Here is a 13777-nt window from a genome sequence, read left to right as displayed (position 1 = left end):
GTGGGCCAGGCTAATTCATATCGATGCGTAGGAATCCGAATTCCGGTCCGAGAGCCGCCCTGTTACACGCGCACCTATGCATCGGCGGGGACCCGCCCCGTACCGCTCACCCGTGACGTGCTAATGACCAGGTCCGGGACCGGAACACGGTCATAAACACGTCAACGGCGCCCGGCATGGGCACCGCGCACCATTCCCGGGACCCATGTCATTTGTCATGCCCAAGACGTGACACCCGCCAGATCCGTTAGGACCCCCGGCAGAGGAGTCTGGGTCCATGAACACCGCACAGCCCGCCGCCACCGACACCGCGGCACGAGAACTCAACGCACCGGCCATCGAGATCGCCGACCTGCACAAGTCCTTCACCGTCCGGGGCGGCAAGGTGCGCGCCGTGGACGGCATCGACCTGACCATCAGCTCCGGCGAGATCGTGGCCTTCCTGGGCCCGAACGGAGCGGGGAAGACCACCACCCTGGACATGATCCTGGGCTTCACCTCCCCCACGTCCGGGCGATGCCTGGTCTACGACGGCTCCCCGCAGGAAGCCGTGAAGCACGGCCGCGTCTCCGCGGTCCTGCAGACCGGGGCCCTCCTGGACGATCTCTCCGTCCGGGAGACCGTGGCCATGATCTCCTCGCAGCACACGAATCCCCTGCCCGTGAACGAGGTCCTGAAAAGGGCGGGGGCCATGGCCTTCGCGGGCCGCAAGGTCTCCAAGTGCTCGGGCGGCGAGCAGCAACGCCTCCGCTTCGCCCTGGCCCTGCTGCCGGAGCCGGATCTCCTGATCCTGGACGAGCCCACCGCCGGCATGGACGTCAACGCCCGGCGCGACTTCTGGGCCGCCATGCACGCCGAGGCCGAACGCGGCCGCACGATCGTCTTCGCCACGCACTACCTGGAGGAGGCCGAGCAGTTCGCCGATCGCATCGTCGTCATCGCCGACGGCAAGCTCCTGGCCGACGGCACCACGGAGGAGATCCGCGCCCTGGGCGGGTTGCGGACGGTCTCCGTGGTCTGGTCGGACGACGACGGCGACCCGGCCTCCGTCGTCGACACCCTCGCCGGCGCCGAGAGCTTCCGCCGCGACGGCCAGCGGGTGGTCTTCACCGGCCCCGACACGGACGCGATCGCCCGGCATCTGCTCAACCACACCCAGGCCACCGACCTGCTGATCGTCCAGGTCCCGCTGGAAGAGGCCTTCGTGGACCTGACCAGCCAGGCTGCTCATTCGGGAGGAATCAAGTAATCATGACCACCGCAACCACCACCCGCCCCCAGCACTCCAAAGCAGGCCGCAGCCGGCCCAACGCGCTGGGCACCACGCTGCGTTACGCCGCGTACGACTGGCGCCGGCAGATCCGCATGGTCGACAGCCTGTTCTTCGTCATCATCCTGCCCACCGCTCTGTTCTGGATGTTCGGCATCAACAGCGACTTCGCCTCCTACCCCGCCGGGCACGGCAACGTCTCAGGGACCCTCGCCACATCCATGGCCGTCTACGGCGCGGTGATCGCCACCACCAGCATCGCCGGCTCGGCCGCCGTCGAGAGATCCCGCGGGTGGGGGCGCCTGCTGGCCCTGACCCCCATGCGGCAGTGGCAGTACGTCGCGGCCAAGGTCGTGGTGGCCTGCGCCGTCGCGGCCATGCCCGTGATCCTGGTGTTCACGGTCGCCGCCCTGACCGGAGGCGAGATGGGCTCGACCGGCAACTGGTTCGCCACGGCCGGGATCATCGTGGCCTGCTCGTCGATGTTCGCGCTCTACGGCCTGATCTTCGGTCTCCTGTTCCGCACGGAGGGAGCGGTCGGCGCGGCCAGCGGCCTGCTGGTGGTCCTGGCCTTCTTCGGCAACCTCTTCATGCCGCTGTCCGGCGCCATGCTGGAGGTCGCCAAGTTCACCCCGCTCTACGGCATCCGCGGCCTGGCCACCTGGCCCCAGATGGAGGGCCAGCTCAACAGCGCGACGGGCGTTCTCCCCGAGCCGGACACCCTGGGGCTGCTGATCACTAATGTGGTGGTGTGGACCATCATCTTCGGGGTCATCGCGATTCTGGCCGCACGACGCGGCACGAAACGAGCATGAGCACCAGCGGCACGACGCACCCGGCCGGCGATCCTCTGGGTCGGCCGGGTGATGCCGTGAGCGAGGTGGTCTACCCGGCCATCTGGCTGATCTTCCTGGTCTTCCCGGTGGTCTCGACCCTCCAGTCGGAGGCTCCCACCGGCCTCAAGGTCATCGCCGGCGCCGCGATCCTGGGCTTCGCGGCGGCCTACACCGCGTCGTGGTGGTGGACCACGCCCATCCGCTCCCTGGGCCCGACGGGCAACACCTTCGCCTGGTTCCTGGGATTGTTCCTGATTACCGCCGCGATGACGCCGGCCATCGGGGCGAACGCCATGTCCACGGGGCCGTTCCTGGTCGCGGTGCTCGCCTTCCGGTTACGGCTCAGACTCTCGGTGCCGCCGATCGTGGGCCTGTGCGCCGTGTACATCACGCTGGCGCTGGCCCTGGGCGACTCCTATGTCTACTGGGTCCCGTCCATGATGATCGGTTCCGCGCTGCTGATGATCACGATCTCGGTGATGATCAACCGGGAGGAACGCGCGACGCAGATGACTCACGAACTGCAGCTGGCCCACCAACGGGAGACGATCGGCCGTGACGTCCACGACCTGCTGGGCCACTCGCTGACCGTGATCACCCTCAAGACGGAGCTGGCCCGCAAGCTGGTCGGCGTGGACCCGGAACGCGCCGCAGTCGAGCTCGACGAGGTCCTCGCGCTGTCCCGGGAGGCGCTGGGCGAGGTCCGGGCCACGGTGGGCCAGCTGCGCACCCCCGAGTGGTCCGCGCAGCTGGCCTCAGCGCGCACCGCCTTGCGAGCCGCGCGCATCGAGGCGTCCCTGCCGCCCACCGCCGTCGAGATCCCGGAATCGCAGAACGCGATGCTGGCCTGGTGCCTGCGGGAAGCAGTCACCAACGTGATCCGCCATTCCCAGGCCGGTCGCTGCGTCGTCGAGGCCGGCCCCGGACGGCTGGTGGTCACCGACGACGGCGTCGGGACTCCCCAGAGCTTCCTCCACGGCAACGGGCTGCGCGGGATGGCCGAACGGGTCGAGGAGGCCGGCGGTACCCTGAAACTGGGGCCGTCCCCTGACTCCCCGCACTCCACCGGCACCCGACTGGAGGTGCTCCTTCCGTGAGCCGTGAGATCCGTCTGCTGCTGGCCGACGACCAGGCGCTCGTCCGCGGCGCCCTGGCCGCCTTGCTGTCCCTGGAGGAGGACCTGACGGTCGTCGCCGAGACCTCTTCGGGCCAGGACGTGACGGATCTGATCCGCGAGCACGACGTCGACGTCGCCCTCCTGGACATCGAGATGCCCGGCTGCGACGGCATCGACGCCGCCCGGGCGATCCGGGACTCCGGTTCGCCCTGCAAATCCATGGTCGTGACCACGTTCGGGCGTCCGGGCTACCTCCGCCGGGCACTGGATGCGGGGGCCAGGGGGTTCGTGGTCAAGGACACCCCTGCCGAGCAATTGGCCGAGGCCGTCCGCGCGGTGCATTCGGGCCGCCGGGTCATCGACCCCTCGCTCGCGGAGGAATCCCTCATCTCCGGTAGCAACCCGCTGACCGAGCGGGAGCAGGAGGTCCTGCGGGCCGCCCTGGACGGCCACTCGGTCAAGGAACTGGCCACCCGGCTGTGCCTCTCCCCCGGCACGGTCCGCAATCACCTGTCCTCCGCGATCGGCAAGACGCATTCGGGCAATCGGGCCGAGGCCGCCCTGAGGGCCAGGGAGAACGGCTGGCTCTGAACCCTCGCCGTGCGGCGGGGCCGTGCCTCCTTGTGCTGTCGGACCCTCCTGGCACCCTGGTCGCATGGAAGCAAGCGTCACGAATCTCCTGGTCCTCCCCCTGGTGCTGCTGGTCGTGGGCCTCCTCGCGGGCCTGGCCGTGGGCTGGGTCCTGGGACAGCGCAGGGCGTCGCAGCACGACGACGGCGCTGCGCAGCACCTCGAGGGCCTGCGGGAGGAGAACCTCCGGCTGGGGCAGGAGCACGCCGCCGCGGTCGAGGCCGCTCGGATCCAGGCCGGCCGGGTCCGCGAGTACGAGGAACGCGCGGCACAGGATCAGGACGTGCTGCAGGCCCTGGCCCCGCTGACGGATCGCATGCGCCAGATGCAGGACCACGTGACCCGGCTGGAGCGCGACCGGGCTCAGCAGTTCGGGGACATCTCCCGTGCCCTGGAGGCGGCACGGGAGTCCGACCTGGACCTGCAGCGGGTCACGGGAGCCCTGGAGGGTTCGCTGCGGTCCAACTCGGCCAGGGGGACCTGGGGCGAGATGCAGCTGCGGCGGGTCGTGGAGGCCGCGGGGATGGTCGCGCACGTGGACTTCGCCGAGCAGGTCCAGGTCACCACCGAGCAGGCCGTGCTGCGCCCGGACATGGTGGTGCGCCTTCCGGGCCAGCAGCAGATCGTGCTGGATTCCAAGGCCCCGCTGGCCTCCTATCTGGAGGCCCAGGAGGTCCGCGATTCCTCCTCGAACGGGATGAAGCAGCGCGCAGCGCTACTGGCCGCGCACGCCAAGGCCGTCCGGGCGCACGTGGATGAGCTGGGCAAGAAGAAGTACTGGGAGGCCATCAGCGGCTCCCCCGACCTGGTGCTGTGCTTCATCCCTCTGGAGTCCGCCCTGGCCGCCGCCCTCGAGGCCGATCCCACGCTGCTGGATCATGCGGCCGCGCGCAAGGTCGCCCTGGTCTCGCCCGTCTCGCTCCTGGCCTCGCTCAAGGCGGTCGCCTTCTCCTGGCGGCAGGAGTCGCTGGCCCAGGAGGCCACCGAACTGCTGCGGCTCTCCCGGGAGCTCTACGACCGCCTGGGCACCATGGGCGGGCATCTGAGCAGGATGGGGGGCTCCTTGCGCCGCAGCGTGGAGCAGTACAACCAGCTGGTGGGCTCGCTGGAACGCCGGGTGCTGCCCACGGCCCGCAAGCTCAACGACCTCGACCCCACCACCGCTGCCGACGACCGTCTGGAGACGACCGCCGTGGAGGTACAGCCCCAGGCCATCACGGCCCCGGAGCTCCTGCAGGCCGCAGAGGAGCGGTAGCACCGCGGGAGATCGTGGTCCCGCCCGAGGCGGCCATGGCAGCCGCGCGGGGCGGTTCAGTGCACGGGAGCGGTGTTCGCCTGTGGCGGTGAAGCCGGGATCACCGGTTGGGCCGGCTGCCGCGGCCGCCCAGGCCGCGGTCGGAGTCGCCGTCGGCGGTCAGGCGGGCGCGAAGCTCCTTCGGCAGGGAGAACAGGATGTCCTCCTCGGCCGTGACCACTTCCTCCACCTCGCCGTAGCCGTAGTCCTCGAGCAATGCCAGGACATCGCGGACCAGGACCTCCGGGACAGATGCGCCCGAGGTCACCCCCACGGTGGCCGCTCCCTCGAACCAGGCCTCATCCACCTGGTTGGCGTTGTCCACCCGCTCGGCGCGCTGCGCGCCGTACTCGGCGGCCACCTCCTTGAGGCGGACCGAGTTCGAGGAGTTGGAGGAGCCCACCACGATCACCAGGTCCGCGCGCGGGGCGATCTCCTTGATCGCACCCTGCCTGTTGGAGGTCGCGTAGCAGATGTCGTCGGAGGGCGGGTCCTGCAGGTTCGGGAACCGCTTGCGCAGGCGCGAGACGGTCTCCAGCGCCTCGTCCACGCTCAAGGTGGTCTGCGAGAGCCACACCAGGTTGTCGGGGTCATCGACCTCGATGGTGTCGGCGTCAGCCGGACTGTTGACGATGATCGTCTGCTCGGGCGCCTCCCCGAACGTGCCCTCGACCTCCTCGTGGCCCACGTGGCCGATCAGCAGGATCTGCTGGCCGCGTTTTGCGAACCGGACGGCCTCCCGGTGCACCTTGGTCACCAGGGGGCACGTGGCGTCGATGGTCTCCAGGTTGCGGTCGGCGGCGGACTGCACGACCGCCGGGGAGACGCCGTGTGCGGAGAAGACCAGCAGCGCTCCTTCGGGGACCTCGTCCACTTCCTCGACGAAGACCGCGCCTTGGCTTTCGAGAGTCTCGACCACGTGCTTGTTGTGCACGATCTGCTTCCGGACGTACACGGGGGCGCCGTAGTGCTCGAGCGCCTTCTCGACGGCGATCACGGCCCGGTCGACACCGGCGCAGTAGCCGCGGGGCGAGGCGAGCAGGACCTTCTTGGGGCCGTCGACGGGTGCGGCCGCGGCGATTTCCTCGGGGGCACGGCGAACGCGAGGAACGGCCGGCATGGCAAGAGAGACGGGCGTGGACATGGCATCCATGGTACGGGCTGGGCTCGGGTCTGGCCCGCTCAGGAGCCTCCCGTGATCAGGATCGCAGGCTCGGGTCCCGGCCCCGTGCTCACACCTCGACGACGCGGCGCCGGCGTCCGCGGGGGTAGGCCTCGTCCTCGCCGTCGTCCGCTCCCCAGCGCCAGAACAGGCGCGCCCCGGCCAGCAGCGCCCCGGCCACGGCCGCGATCACCCCGGCCCACAGCCAGGGCAGCAGCGCCCCGTCCATGCCCGTGAGCAGCAGCTCGAAGATGCGCTGCACGACGCTGCGGCCCACCTCCTCCAGGCCCGGCGAGGAGGTCACCGCATCCGTGAGGTCGCCGGCAGCCCGCCGGGCGTAGAGCGCACCGGCCACCAGGCCGGCCCCGGCGCCGATCAGGGCCCACTCCCTGTGCCGGCCCAGGACGAAAGCCACGGCGAGGGCCGTGACGGCCCCGCCGAACAGAAGGGGCGTCTTATCCGTCGAGTCAGCGATGGTGTCGAAGACCGGCCCGGTCTCGGAATCGGTGACCACGATGATGCCGTCCGCGCCTCCCAGCGAGTCCTGCGAGCGCAGATCCAGGTCGATGCCGAAGCCGATGCGGTCCTCGATGCGCTCCTCGATCGAATCCACGACCGGCGCCACGTAGAGCTCGAGGTCTTCCGGGGCACCCTCGGCGGTGCCGGTCCCGGCGGGTTGGAGGTTGAGCTCATGGGTCGTGAGCACCACCTCGTTCCAGTCGTCGACGTAGTCCTCGGACTGCGCGTAGTCCTCGATCGCGGAGCTCACCCGCTGGTCCACGAAGTTCAGGATCGTGCCGCTGAAAGGAAGTCCGCCCAGGTCCTGGTCCTGCACGGCTGCCGATGCGCCGTCGACGGCGGCCGTCACCAGCTCCTCTTGCAATGAGTCATCGGCCGCGAGCTGCTGCGAGATCTGCGCGAACCCCTCGCGCTCGACCACCGACTGCTGCAGCCACTGCAGGCTCACACCCGCTATCAGGCTCAGCGATCCGATCACCGCCAGGAGGGTCGCGACGACGGTGCGCGCAAGCCCCCACCGCCCCCGGGAGAACCGGCCGGCGTGGTCCGGGGTGAACCGGCGCGGGACGCGATCCCCCTCCACGCCGTCGATCTGCACGCGTCGCATCCGGGATCCCCGTTGCGACCATCGTTGAGTCCAAGCCATGGCCACACCGTACGATGCCCGGCCGGGAGAAGGCTGCTTCACCCGTGGGCATGACGTCGGAACACGGCGGCGTTTTCCACCGCCCAGGGCGTGGCGCCGTCGGGCGCCGTTGTGATGTCCGCCCCGGGTGGTAGGCATGGGGTATGAGTTCTGAGGACGCCGATCAGCCCACCGTCGAGCGCGTGCTGCCCCCGCGCGCCGGACTGACCACGCCCGAGAATCCATGGCCCCTGCGGCTGCTCTCGGAGAACCTCCACGCCTATATCGCCCGGTGCGACCCCACCTGGGTGGAGGGGCAGGTGGTCGAGCTGAACCAGCGCGCCCGGGTCACGTACCTGACGTTGCGGGACGTGGACGAGGAGATCTCGGTTCCGGTCACCCTCTTCGCCCGGGAGATGGCCGCCATGGACACGCCGCTGGAACGCGGCATGCGGGTGGTGGCGCAGGTCAAACCCGATTTCTGGACCAAGACGGGCCGCCTGTCGATGATCGGGCAGGGCGTTCGTCCGGTCGGCCTGGGCGATCTGCTCGTGCGCATCGAACGCCTCCGCCGTGCCCTGGCGGAGGAGGGGCTGTTCGACGCCGACCGCAAGAAGCCCATACCGTCGCTGCCCCACCGGGTGGGGCTCATCACCGGCCGGAACTCGGATGCCGAGAAGGACGTCGTCCGCAACGCCCGTCTGCGGTGGCCCGCGGTGACGTTCGAGATCCGCAACGTGGCGGTCCAGGGCACCAGCGCCGTGCGCGCCGTCATGGGTGCGCTCGAGGAGCTGGACGCCGATCCGGAGGTGGACGTCATCATCATCGCCCGCGGCGGCGGCGCATTCGAGGACCTCCTGCCCTTCAGCGACGAACAGCTCATCCGCGCCGTCGCGGCCGCCCGGACTCCCGTGGTCTCGGCCATCGGGCATGAGAACGATCAGCCCCTGCTGGACTTCGTGGCGGACGTCCGCGCTTCGACGCCCACGGACGCCGGTAAGCGCGTGGTCCCGGACCTGGTCGAGGAGAAGGCACAGGTGGCCCGCGCGCGAGTGGTTCTGGACCGGGCGGTGATGCAGTTCCTGGACCGCGAACGCGTGGCGCTGGAGTCCCTCAGGTCGCGCCCGGCGCTCGATCAGCCCGAAGGCATGATCCTGGTCAGGGAAGAGGATGTGGACCGCCTGCGCGACCGGGCCCTGCGCACGATGCTGCACCGCACCGACCGGGAGAAGGACACCATCACCCAGATGAAGCACCGGGTCAGGGCGCTCTCCCCGCAGGAGACGCTGTCCCGCGGCTACGCGGTGATCATGACGGATACGGGGGCCGTGGTGAAGACCTCGGAGCAGGTCACCGCCGGCGATCCTTTGGCCGTCCGGCTGTCCGAAGGCGAGCTGACGGTGCGCACGGAGAGCGTCTCCTCACGCAGACCGGGCCAGACCGCCGGCCGGCCCGGAGACCAGCAGTGACCACCTGACAAACCACCTATGACATACCGCCCATGACATACCGGCGAGCGGTCCCGCAGACGGCCGCGCCGACCACGAGGAGGAACAACCCCATGGCCAAGAACGAAGACACGCCCCAGAGCCCGGCCGCCCCGGACCTGTCCGACATCGAGACGATGGGCTATGAAGAGGCCCGGGAGGAACTCGTGCGGACCGTCGCCCAGCTGGAGGCCGGCGGCACCGCCCTGGAGGAGTCACTGGCCCTGTGGGAACGCGGCGAGGCCCTGGCCAACCGCTGCGAGCACTGGCTCGACGGCGCCCGCGAGCGCCTCGAGGCCGCCCGCAGCCGCCGTGAGGAGACCGATGAGTCGGGCGGTTGAGGGGAAGATCGTGGTCTTCTCCTCAACCGCCCGAGGCGATCTGTGCAACCGGATACCGGCTATATGAGGTATCCGGACGGCGGCACCAGCATCGCGAACTCGACCAGCGCGTAGAGTGCCGCGGCCAGGCAGCCCACGTAGATCAGTGTGGGAAGGACCTTCAGCCGGGCCACCACCAGCAGGAAGACCAGCGCGAAGATCACTGAACCGATCAGCATCCCGAACAGGAACACCAGGGCCATGAAGGCCAGCAGCCACAGGGCGGACATCCCCACGACGTTCAGCCGCTCACGCCAGGCCGCGTCCAGGCGCCCCAGTCCCCCTTCGGAACGGGCCCGCAGGGCGTCCCTGACCAGACTGAGGACCGCCAGCACGAGGCCCATGATGCCGACCACCAGGGGGAAGACCCTGCCGTTGTCGGAGAAGCCGCCGACCAGGGAGAGCATCGCGATGAAGAAGACCACTCCCACCAGGCTGACGCCGAGGTCCATGAACGGAGGCGCCTTGAGGTCGGACAGCTCCGACATCTGCATGGCCTGCGACTCGGCGTTGCGCGTCCTCACGTAGCGGATGACGGACATGGCCACCACCCCCACGAGCACCAGCGCGATGACGGCGACGAACGGCCGGGTGAGCCACTCGCTGGGCGTGAACACGTTCACGGTCAGGAAGTAGTACCGCTCCAGCGGCTCCGCCAGGACATAGGCGATCAGGAACGGTGCCCGCGGGATGTTCGTCATCTTGCAGATCCACCCGATGATGCCCAGGAGGAACATCGTGTAGAAGACGTGCAGGTCCAGCGGCTCCTGGAAGCCGCTCATGAACAGGATGGGGATGAGTCCGGCCGCCAGGATCGGGAACCGCACGTGGCTCAGCTTGGCCAGGGGCCGGGCCATGAAGAAGGCGAGTGCGGCGCCCACGACGCTCGCGATCGCGAAGGACCAGACGATGAAGTAGACCAGGTCGAGATCCTGAGTGATCAAGGTGGGGCCTGGTTGCACGCCGAAGATCAGCAGGATGCCCAGGAGCAGGGCGAACGGGGCGGCACCGGGGACGCCGAACAGCAGGGTCGGGATCAGGGCGCCCGATTCGATGCCGTTGCTCGCCGCCGACGGCGCGATGACACCGCGGGGGTCGCCCTTCCCGAATCTGCCGTCCCCGCGTCGGCTGGCGAACGCCTGGGCCTGCCCGTAGGCGAGCCACGAGCCGGCGGTCGAGCCGACGCCCGGCAGGATACCGACGCCGACGCCGACGGCCGAGCCCCTCAGGACATCGCTCTTGTAGCGCAGGGCATCGGTGATTCCCTGCCGCCAGCCGCTTCCGAGCTTGATCTTCTCCCCCGCCACGGACTTCTTCTGGGCGACCAGATCGATGATCTCCGCCACCCCGAAAATGCCCAGGGCCGCGGCGACCAGCCCGATTCCCTCGGTGAGGTACTCGCTGCCGAAGGTGAACCTGTATTCGGCCGACACCGGTGAAACGCCGATCATGCCGAGGGCCAGGCCGAAGACCGAGATCAAGAGGCCCTTGACCACGTTTCCCTTGGACAGGGTCGCGGTCAGGAATATGCCCATGACCACGAGCGCGAAGATCTCCGGGGAGCCGAATGCCGTCACCACCGGCTGGGCGATGGGGACGACGACGGTGAGTGCCACGATGCCGATCAGGCCGCCGATCATCGACGAGATGAAACTCGCCGACAGGGCACGGCCCCCGTTGCCCTCCTTCGCCATCGTATGGCCGTCCAGGAGGAACACGGAGGCCGAGGCCGACCCCGGTATCCCCAGCACCACGGACGTGATGACGTCGGAGGTATGGACGACCGCCACGGCGCCGATGATCATCGCGATCGCCTGCGACGGCTCCAGGACGAACACGAAGGGCAGGAGGACGGCCACCGCCCCCGTCCCGCCCAGTCCTGGGATGACGCCGATGACCAGCCCCACCGCCACGCCGACGCCCAGGTATATCAGCATGGTGGGGTCGGCGAACTGGGATAACGCAGAAAACGCTGCTTCCAACATAATTTTGATCCCCTCAGTCGAGCACTGCGCCGTGCTCGTCGGTCAGGAAGGCTCGAGTGAATTCCAAGACTTCTGGGTCTAGTTCAAGTGCGGTCCTGAATTCGCCACGAACGTCCTTGCCCGAAATCAGGTCGTATCCTCCGAGAGCGGATTTGCTCTCCTCGAGGAACTCTTCGTCCGAGTTCATCTCGGCCACCAGGTCGTCGTAGGCATCGATGACGGCGGTCTCCGTGCCGGCGTTGGACCACAGCCCCTTCTGGAAGAAGAAGCCCGGGGTGACGAACGACTGATAGGCCTGATGGGCGATCCCCTCGCGTCCCTGAGGGTTGATCTCCTCCAGCAGTTCATCCACGGTGGGGACATCCGGCAGGGCGGGGTCACGGACCACACGATCGCCCTCCAGGATGCCGACGGACATCAGCGGAAACGCTCTGCCGTCGTCGACCAGTGGCTGCACCTGAGAGAGGTAGGTCGCCGTCGTCTGGAAGTCGAGATCCGTCTCGTTGCGCTGGACGGCCAGACGCGTGGGTCCCCGCCCCTCGAACCCGAAGACGCCGTCGACCTTGATCCCCAGCGTTTCGAGGGCTAGCAGGGCCACCGCGTCCAGGCCCGAGGCGGACATACCGCCGTACTTGACTCGCTCGGCCCTCTCCAGCAGGTCGTAGACGTCGCGGACCCCGGCGGACTCTCCCGTCCAGAGGACCGCACCGGTGCCGTTGAAGACCAGGGGTTCCATCTCGGCGAAGTCGAACTGCGCCGTGTGGTGACCCAGCATGTTCTGGAAGTAGGTCGTTGCCGAGGACACCAGGAGCTGGCGGCCATCGGTCACGTCCGCCGACACGTATGCGTTGGTCCCGGTGATCGACTCCCCGCCGGGGACGTTGTCGATCTGATAGCGGTCTACGCCCTCCTGCCGGGAGGCGAGCTCGGCCGTGATGAAACGGGCCCAGGTATCCGTACCTCCCCCGGAGCTGTAGGGGACGACGACGTCGATGATCCCTTCCCCCGACGGCTGGTACCGGGTCTGCGCGGGTGCGCAGGCCGTGAGCCCTGCGAGACCGGCCAGGGCGAGGACACCGCGGCGCGACAGTTCGCGTTTCATGATGCCCCCTCCACAGCCATCGAAGGACGCCGGACGACGCTGTCCGCCTGCTCTGGTTCTGGGATGGGAAGCACAGCCCTCGCTATCGTCCTGGCCGTCCGGCTGACGCCGATGATCGTGTCCGAGCCCGTCGACTCGACGAACGTGCTCAGCACGCCCGCGGGCGTGCGCAGCCGGAGATCGGCCACCTCGGTGATGCCGTCGGCGGCGTTCCGCCGGGCGGCAAGGATGTCATCGACCAGTGTTCCCGGAGTGAGGGCGGCGGCCGTCATGGCCACGCTGCCGGTGATGGGCATCGCCGGATGCGGCGCGCCCATGGAGAGCATCAGGACGTTGATATCGGCGTTCTCATCCGCCGGGCTCCCGACGAGCCCGAGTTTGGGAACGGCACGTTCGGCGTCCCCGGGGGCGGGCACCATGCCCATCGCGACCGCCGCGGCGCGCCGCACCCTGTCCAGGGCCGGCAGATGATCGGTGACCTGACGGGACCAGGAGCCGTACTCGTACCCCGTGAGCCCCAGCGCGTCGGCTTCGACGAGCACCAGCGGCGCCCCGGCGTCGATCAGCGTCGTCCGCCATGAGGTCTCCCCGACGGTGATGGTCTGCTGAGCCTGACCCGTGGGCAGCAGATGCCCGGTGGTCCGCCCGGCGGGATTGACGAATCCCAGGCCGATCTCGTAGCCGGAGAACGGCGCCCCGGGAATCCTCGCGGTCATGCGGCCGGGCATCGCCCCCTGGGGGGTCGGGATCCGCTGCACGATCGTCTGCCGGGTATTGGTGTTGTAGGTGGTGACGCTGGTGATCTCATCGTCCAGCTCCACCCAGCCCAGCTCGACGGCGTGCAAGCCCGCCGCCGTGGAGCAGTTGCCGCAGTTGCTGCCCCAGTCGACCACGGGCTCATCGATACCCACCTGGGCGAAGGTGAAGTCCACGTCGACGCCGGGACGGCTGGAGCGCTCGACGATGACCGCCTTGCTGGTGGTCGATGTCCCGCCCCCGACGCCGTCCAGCTGCCTCACGTCGGGGCTGCCGAAGAGACGCGGCAAGAGGGTGTCCGCCGTGAAGCCGGTCTTCGATATGTCCTGGGCCTCGAACACCCAGCATTTGCTCGTCCCTCCGCGTACCCAGCGGGCCTGTATGTCGTCCATTCCCTACTCCTCTGAACTGTGGTGTCGGACACAGTCTGTGGAGGGCATGGATTAAGAACAATGTGCAGTTTTTGATGCATGGGTAAGAGATACTTAATTCACTGAGTGTGCGGGGGATAAATCCTCGAAAAGGGTCCGGCGTGTCCTCGGCACGTCGCCGTCAGCCCCCATGTCGCCATCTGGGAGTAGCCAGATAGCATGTTCTTAATCTTCGTTAAGCCA

12 protein-coding genes are annotated in these 13777 nt (G+C 68.7%); 7 read left to right on the top strand and 5 right to left on the bottom strand.

Annotated elements, in window-relative coordinates:
• The first annotated feature begins 277 nt into the window (after positions 1-277).
• From FCK90_RS11120 to FCK90_RS11100, 5 genes are all read left to right on the top strand, one after another.
• Positions 278-1249, top strand: a complete 972-nt coding sequence (locus FCK90_RS11120; protein WP_158034363.1) for an ABC transporter ATP-binding protein — start codon at positions 278-280, stop codon at positions 1247-1249.
• Positions 1250-1251: 2 nt separating this feature from the next.
• Positions 1252-2085, top strand: a complete 834-nt coding sequence (locus FCK90_RS11115) for an ABC transporter permease (protein WP_158034362.1) — start codon at positions 1252-1254, stop codon at positions 2083-2085.
• Positions 2082-3203, top strand: coding sequence for a sensor histidine kinase (locus FCK90_RS11110; RefSeq protein WP_158034361.1), 1122 nt, complete (start codon positions 2082-2084; stop codon positions 3201-3203). The genes FCK90_RS11115 and FCK90_RS11110 overlap by 4 nt, the downstream gene beginning before the upstream one ends.
• Entirely contained in the window at positions 3200-3814 is a 615-nt protein-coding gene (locus FCK90_RS11105) for a response regulator transcription factor (protein WP_158034360.1), read from the top strand. Before FCK90_RS11110 ends, FCK90_RS11105 begins: the two co-directional genes overlap by 4 nt.
• 64 nt (positions 3815-3878) lie before the next feature.
• The gene (locus FCK90_RS11100; protein ID WP_158034359.1) at positions 3879-5108 is read left to right on the top strand and encodes a DNA recombination protein RmuC; all 1230 of its coding nucleotides are present in this window, start codon (positions 3879-3881) and stop codon (positions 5106-5108) included.
• 100 nt (positions 5109-5208) lie between these two features.
• Here the strand turns inward: FCK90_RS11100 and FCK90_RS11095 are convergent, their stop codons facing one another.
• Together FCK90_RS11095 and FCK90_RS15410 are read right to left on the bottom strand one after the other, a co-directional pair.
• Positions 5209-6291: a 4-hydroxy-3-methylbut-2-enyl diphosphate reductase gene (locus FCK90_RS11095; RefSeq protein WP_158034358.1), complete on the bottom strand. Its 1083-nt coding sequence runs from the start codon at positions 6289-6291 to the stop codon at positions 5209-5211.
• Between the two features lie 88 nt (positions 6292-6379).
• Positions 6380-7435, bottom strand: coding sequence for a hypothetical protein (locus FCK90_RS15410; protein ID WP_181954293.1), 1056 nt, complete (start codon positions 7433-7435; stop codon positions 6380-6382).
• Positions 7436-7617: 182 nt separating this feature from the next.
• Between FCK90_RS15410 and xseA the strand changes: the two genes are divergently transcribed.
• Both xseA and FCK90_RS11080 read left to right on the top strand, forming a co-directional pair.
• Positions 7618-8922 (top strand): exodeoxyribonuclease VII large subunit, encoded by a 1305-nt coding sequence (gene xseA / locus FCK90_RS11085; protein WP_158034356.1) that lies wholly within the window; start codon positions 7618-7620, stop codon positions 8920-8922.
• Between the two features lie 92 nt (positions 8923-9014).
• Positions 9015-9281: an exodeoxyribonuclease VII small subunit gene (locus FCK90_RS11080; RefSeq protein ID WP_158034355.1), complete on the top strand. Its 267-nt coding sequence runs from the start codon at positions 9015-9017 to the stop codon at positions 9279-9281.
• Between the two features lie 59 nt (positions 9282-9340).
• Here the strand turns inward: FCK90_RS11080 and FCK90_RS11075 are convergent, their stop codons facing one another.
• From FCK90_RS11075 to FCK90_RS11065, 3 genes are all read right to left on the bottom strand, one after another.
• Positions 9341-11257, bottom strand: coding sequence for a tripartite tricarboxylate transporter permease (locus FCK90_RS11075; RefSeq protein WP_220433322.1), 1917 nt, complete (start codon positions 11255-11257; stop codon positions 9341-9343).
• A gap of 61 nt (positions 11258-11318) precedes the next feature.
• Entirely contained in the window at positions 11319-12407 is a 1089-nt protein-coding gene (locus FCK90_RS11070; protein WP_158034353.1) for a Bug family tripartite tricarboxylate transporter substrate binding protein, read from the bottom strand.
• Positions 12404-13555: a PrpF domain-containing protein gene (locus FCK90_RS11065; protein ID WP_158034352.1), complete on the bottom strand. Its 1152-nt coding sequence runs from the start codon at positions 13553-13555 to the stop codon at positions 12404-12406. Before FCK90_RS11065 ends, FCK90_RS11070 begins: the two co-directional genes overlap by 4 nt.
• Positions 13556-13777 lie beyond the last annotated feature (222 nt).

The organism is Kocuria coralli, from assembly GCF_008831305.1.
In the GTDB taxonomy this organism is placed as follows: Bacteria; Actinomycetota; Actinomycetes; order Actinomycetales; family Micrococcaceae; genus Kocuria; species Kocuria coralli.
Note: the sequence above shows the minus strand (reverse complement) of the source record. Positions and strands in the feature narration are given on the sequence as shown.

Excerpts from the sequence above, each read along its gene's own strand:
- FCK90_RS11080 (WP_158034355.1), top strand. The coding sequence starts at position 9,015 with ATGGCCAAGAACGAAGACACGCCCCAGAGCCCGGCCGCCCCGGACCTG.
- FCK90_RS11095 (WP_158034358.1), bottom strand. The coding sequence starts at position 6,291 with ATGTCCACGCCCGTCTCTCTTGCCATGCCGGCCGTTCCTCGCGTTCGC.
- FCK90_RS11110 (WP_158034361.1), top strand. The coding sequence starts at position 2,082 with ATGAGCACCAGCGGCACGACGCACCCGGCCGGCGATCCTCTGGGTCGG.
- FCK90_RS11120 (WP_158034363.1), top strand. The coding sequence starts at position 278 with ATGAACACCGCACAGCCCGCCGCCACCGACACCGCGGCACGAGAACTC.
- FCK90_RS11075 (WP_220433322.1), bottom strand. The coding sequence starts at position 11,257 with ATGCTGATATACCTGGGCGTCGGCGTGGCGGTGGGGCTGGTCATCGGC.
- FCK90_RS11065 (WP_158034352.1), bottom strand. The coding sequence starts at position 13,555 with ATGGACGACATACAGGCCCGCTGGGTACGCGGAGGGACGAGCAAATGC.
- FCK90_RS15410 (WP_181954293.1), bottom strand. The coding sequence starts at position 7,435 with ATGCGACGCGTGCAGATCGACGGCGTGGAGGGGGATCGCGTCCCGCGC.
- FCK90_RS11100 (WP_158034359.1), top strand. The coding sequence starts at position 3,879 with ATGGAAGCAAGCGTCACGAATCTCCTGGTCCTCCCCCTGGTGCTGCTG.
- FCK90_RS11115 (WP_158034362.1), top strand. The coding sequence starts at position 1,252 with ATGACCACCGCAACCACCACCCGCCCCCAGCACTCCAAAGCAGGCCGC.
- xseA (WP_158034356.1), top strand. The coding sequence starts at position 7,618 with ATGAGTTCTGAGGACGCCGATCAGCCCACCGTCGAGCGCGTGCTGCCC.
- FCK90_RS11070 (WP_158034353.1), bottom strand. The coding sequence starts at position 12,407 with ATGAAACGCGAACTGTCGCGCCGCGGTGTCCTCGCCCTGGCCGGTCTC.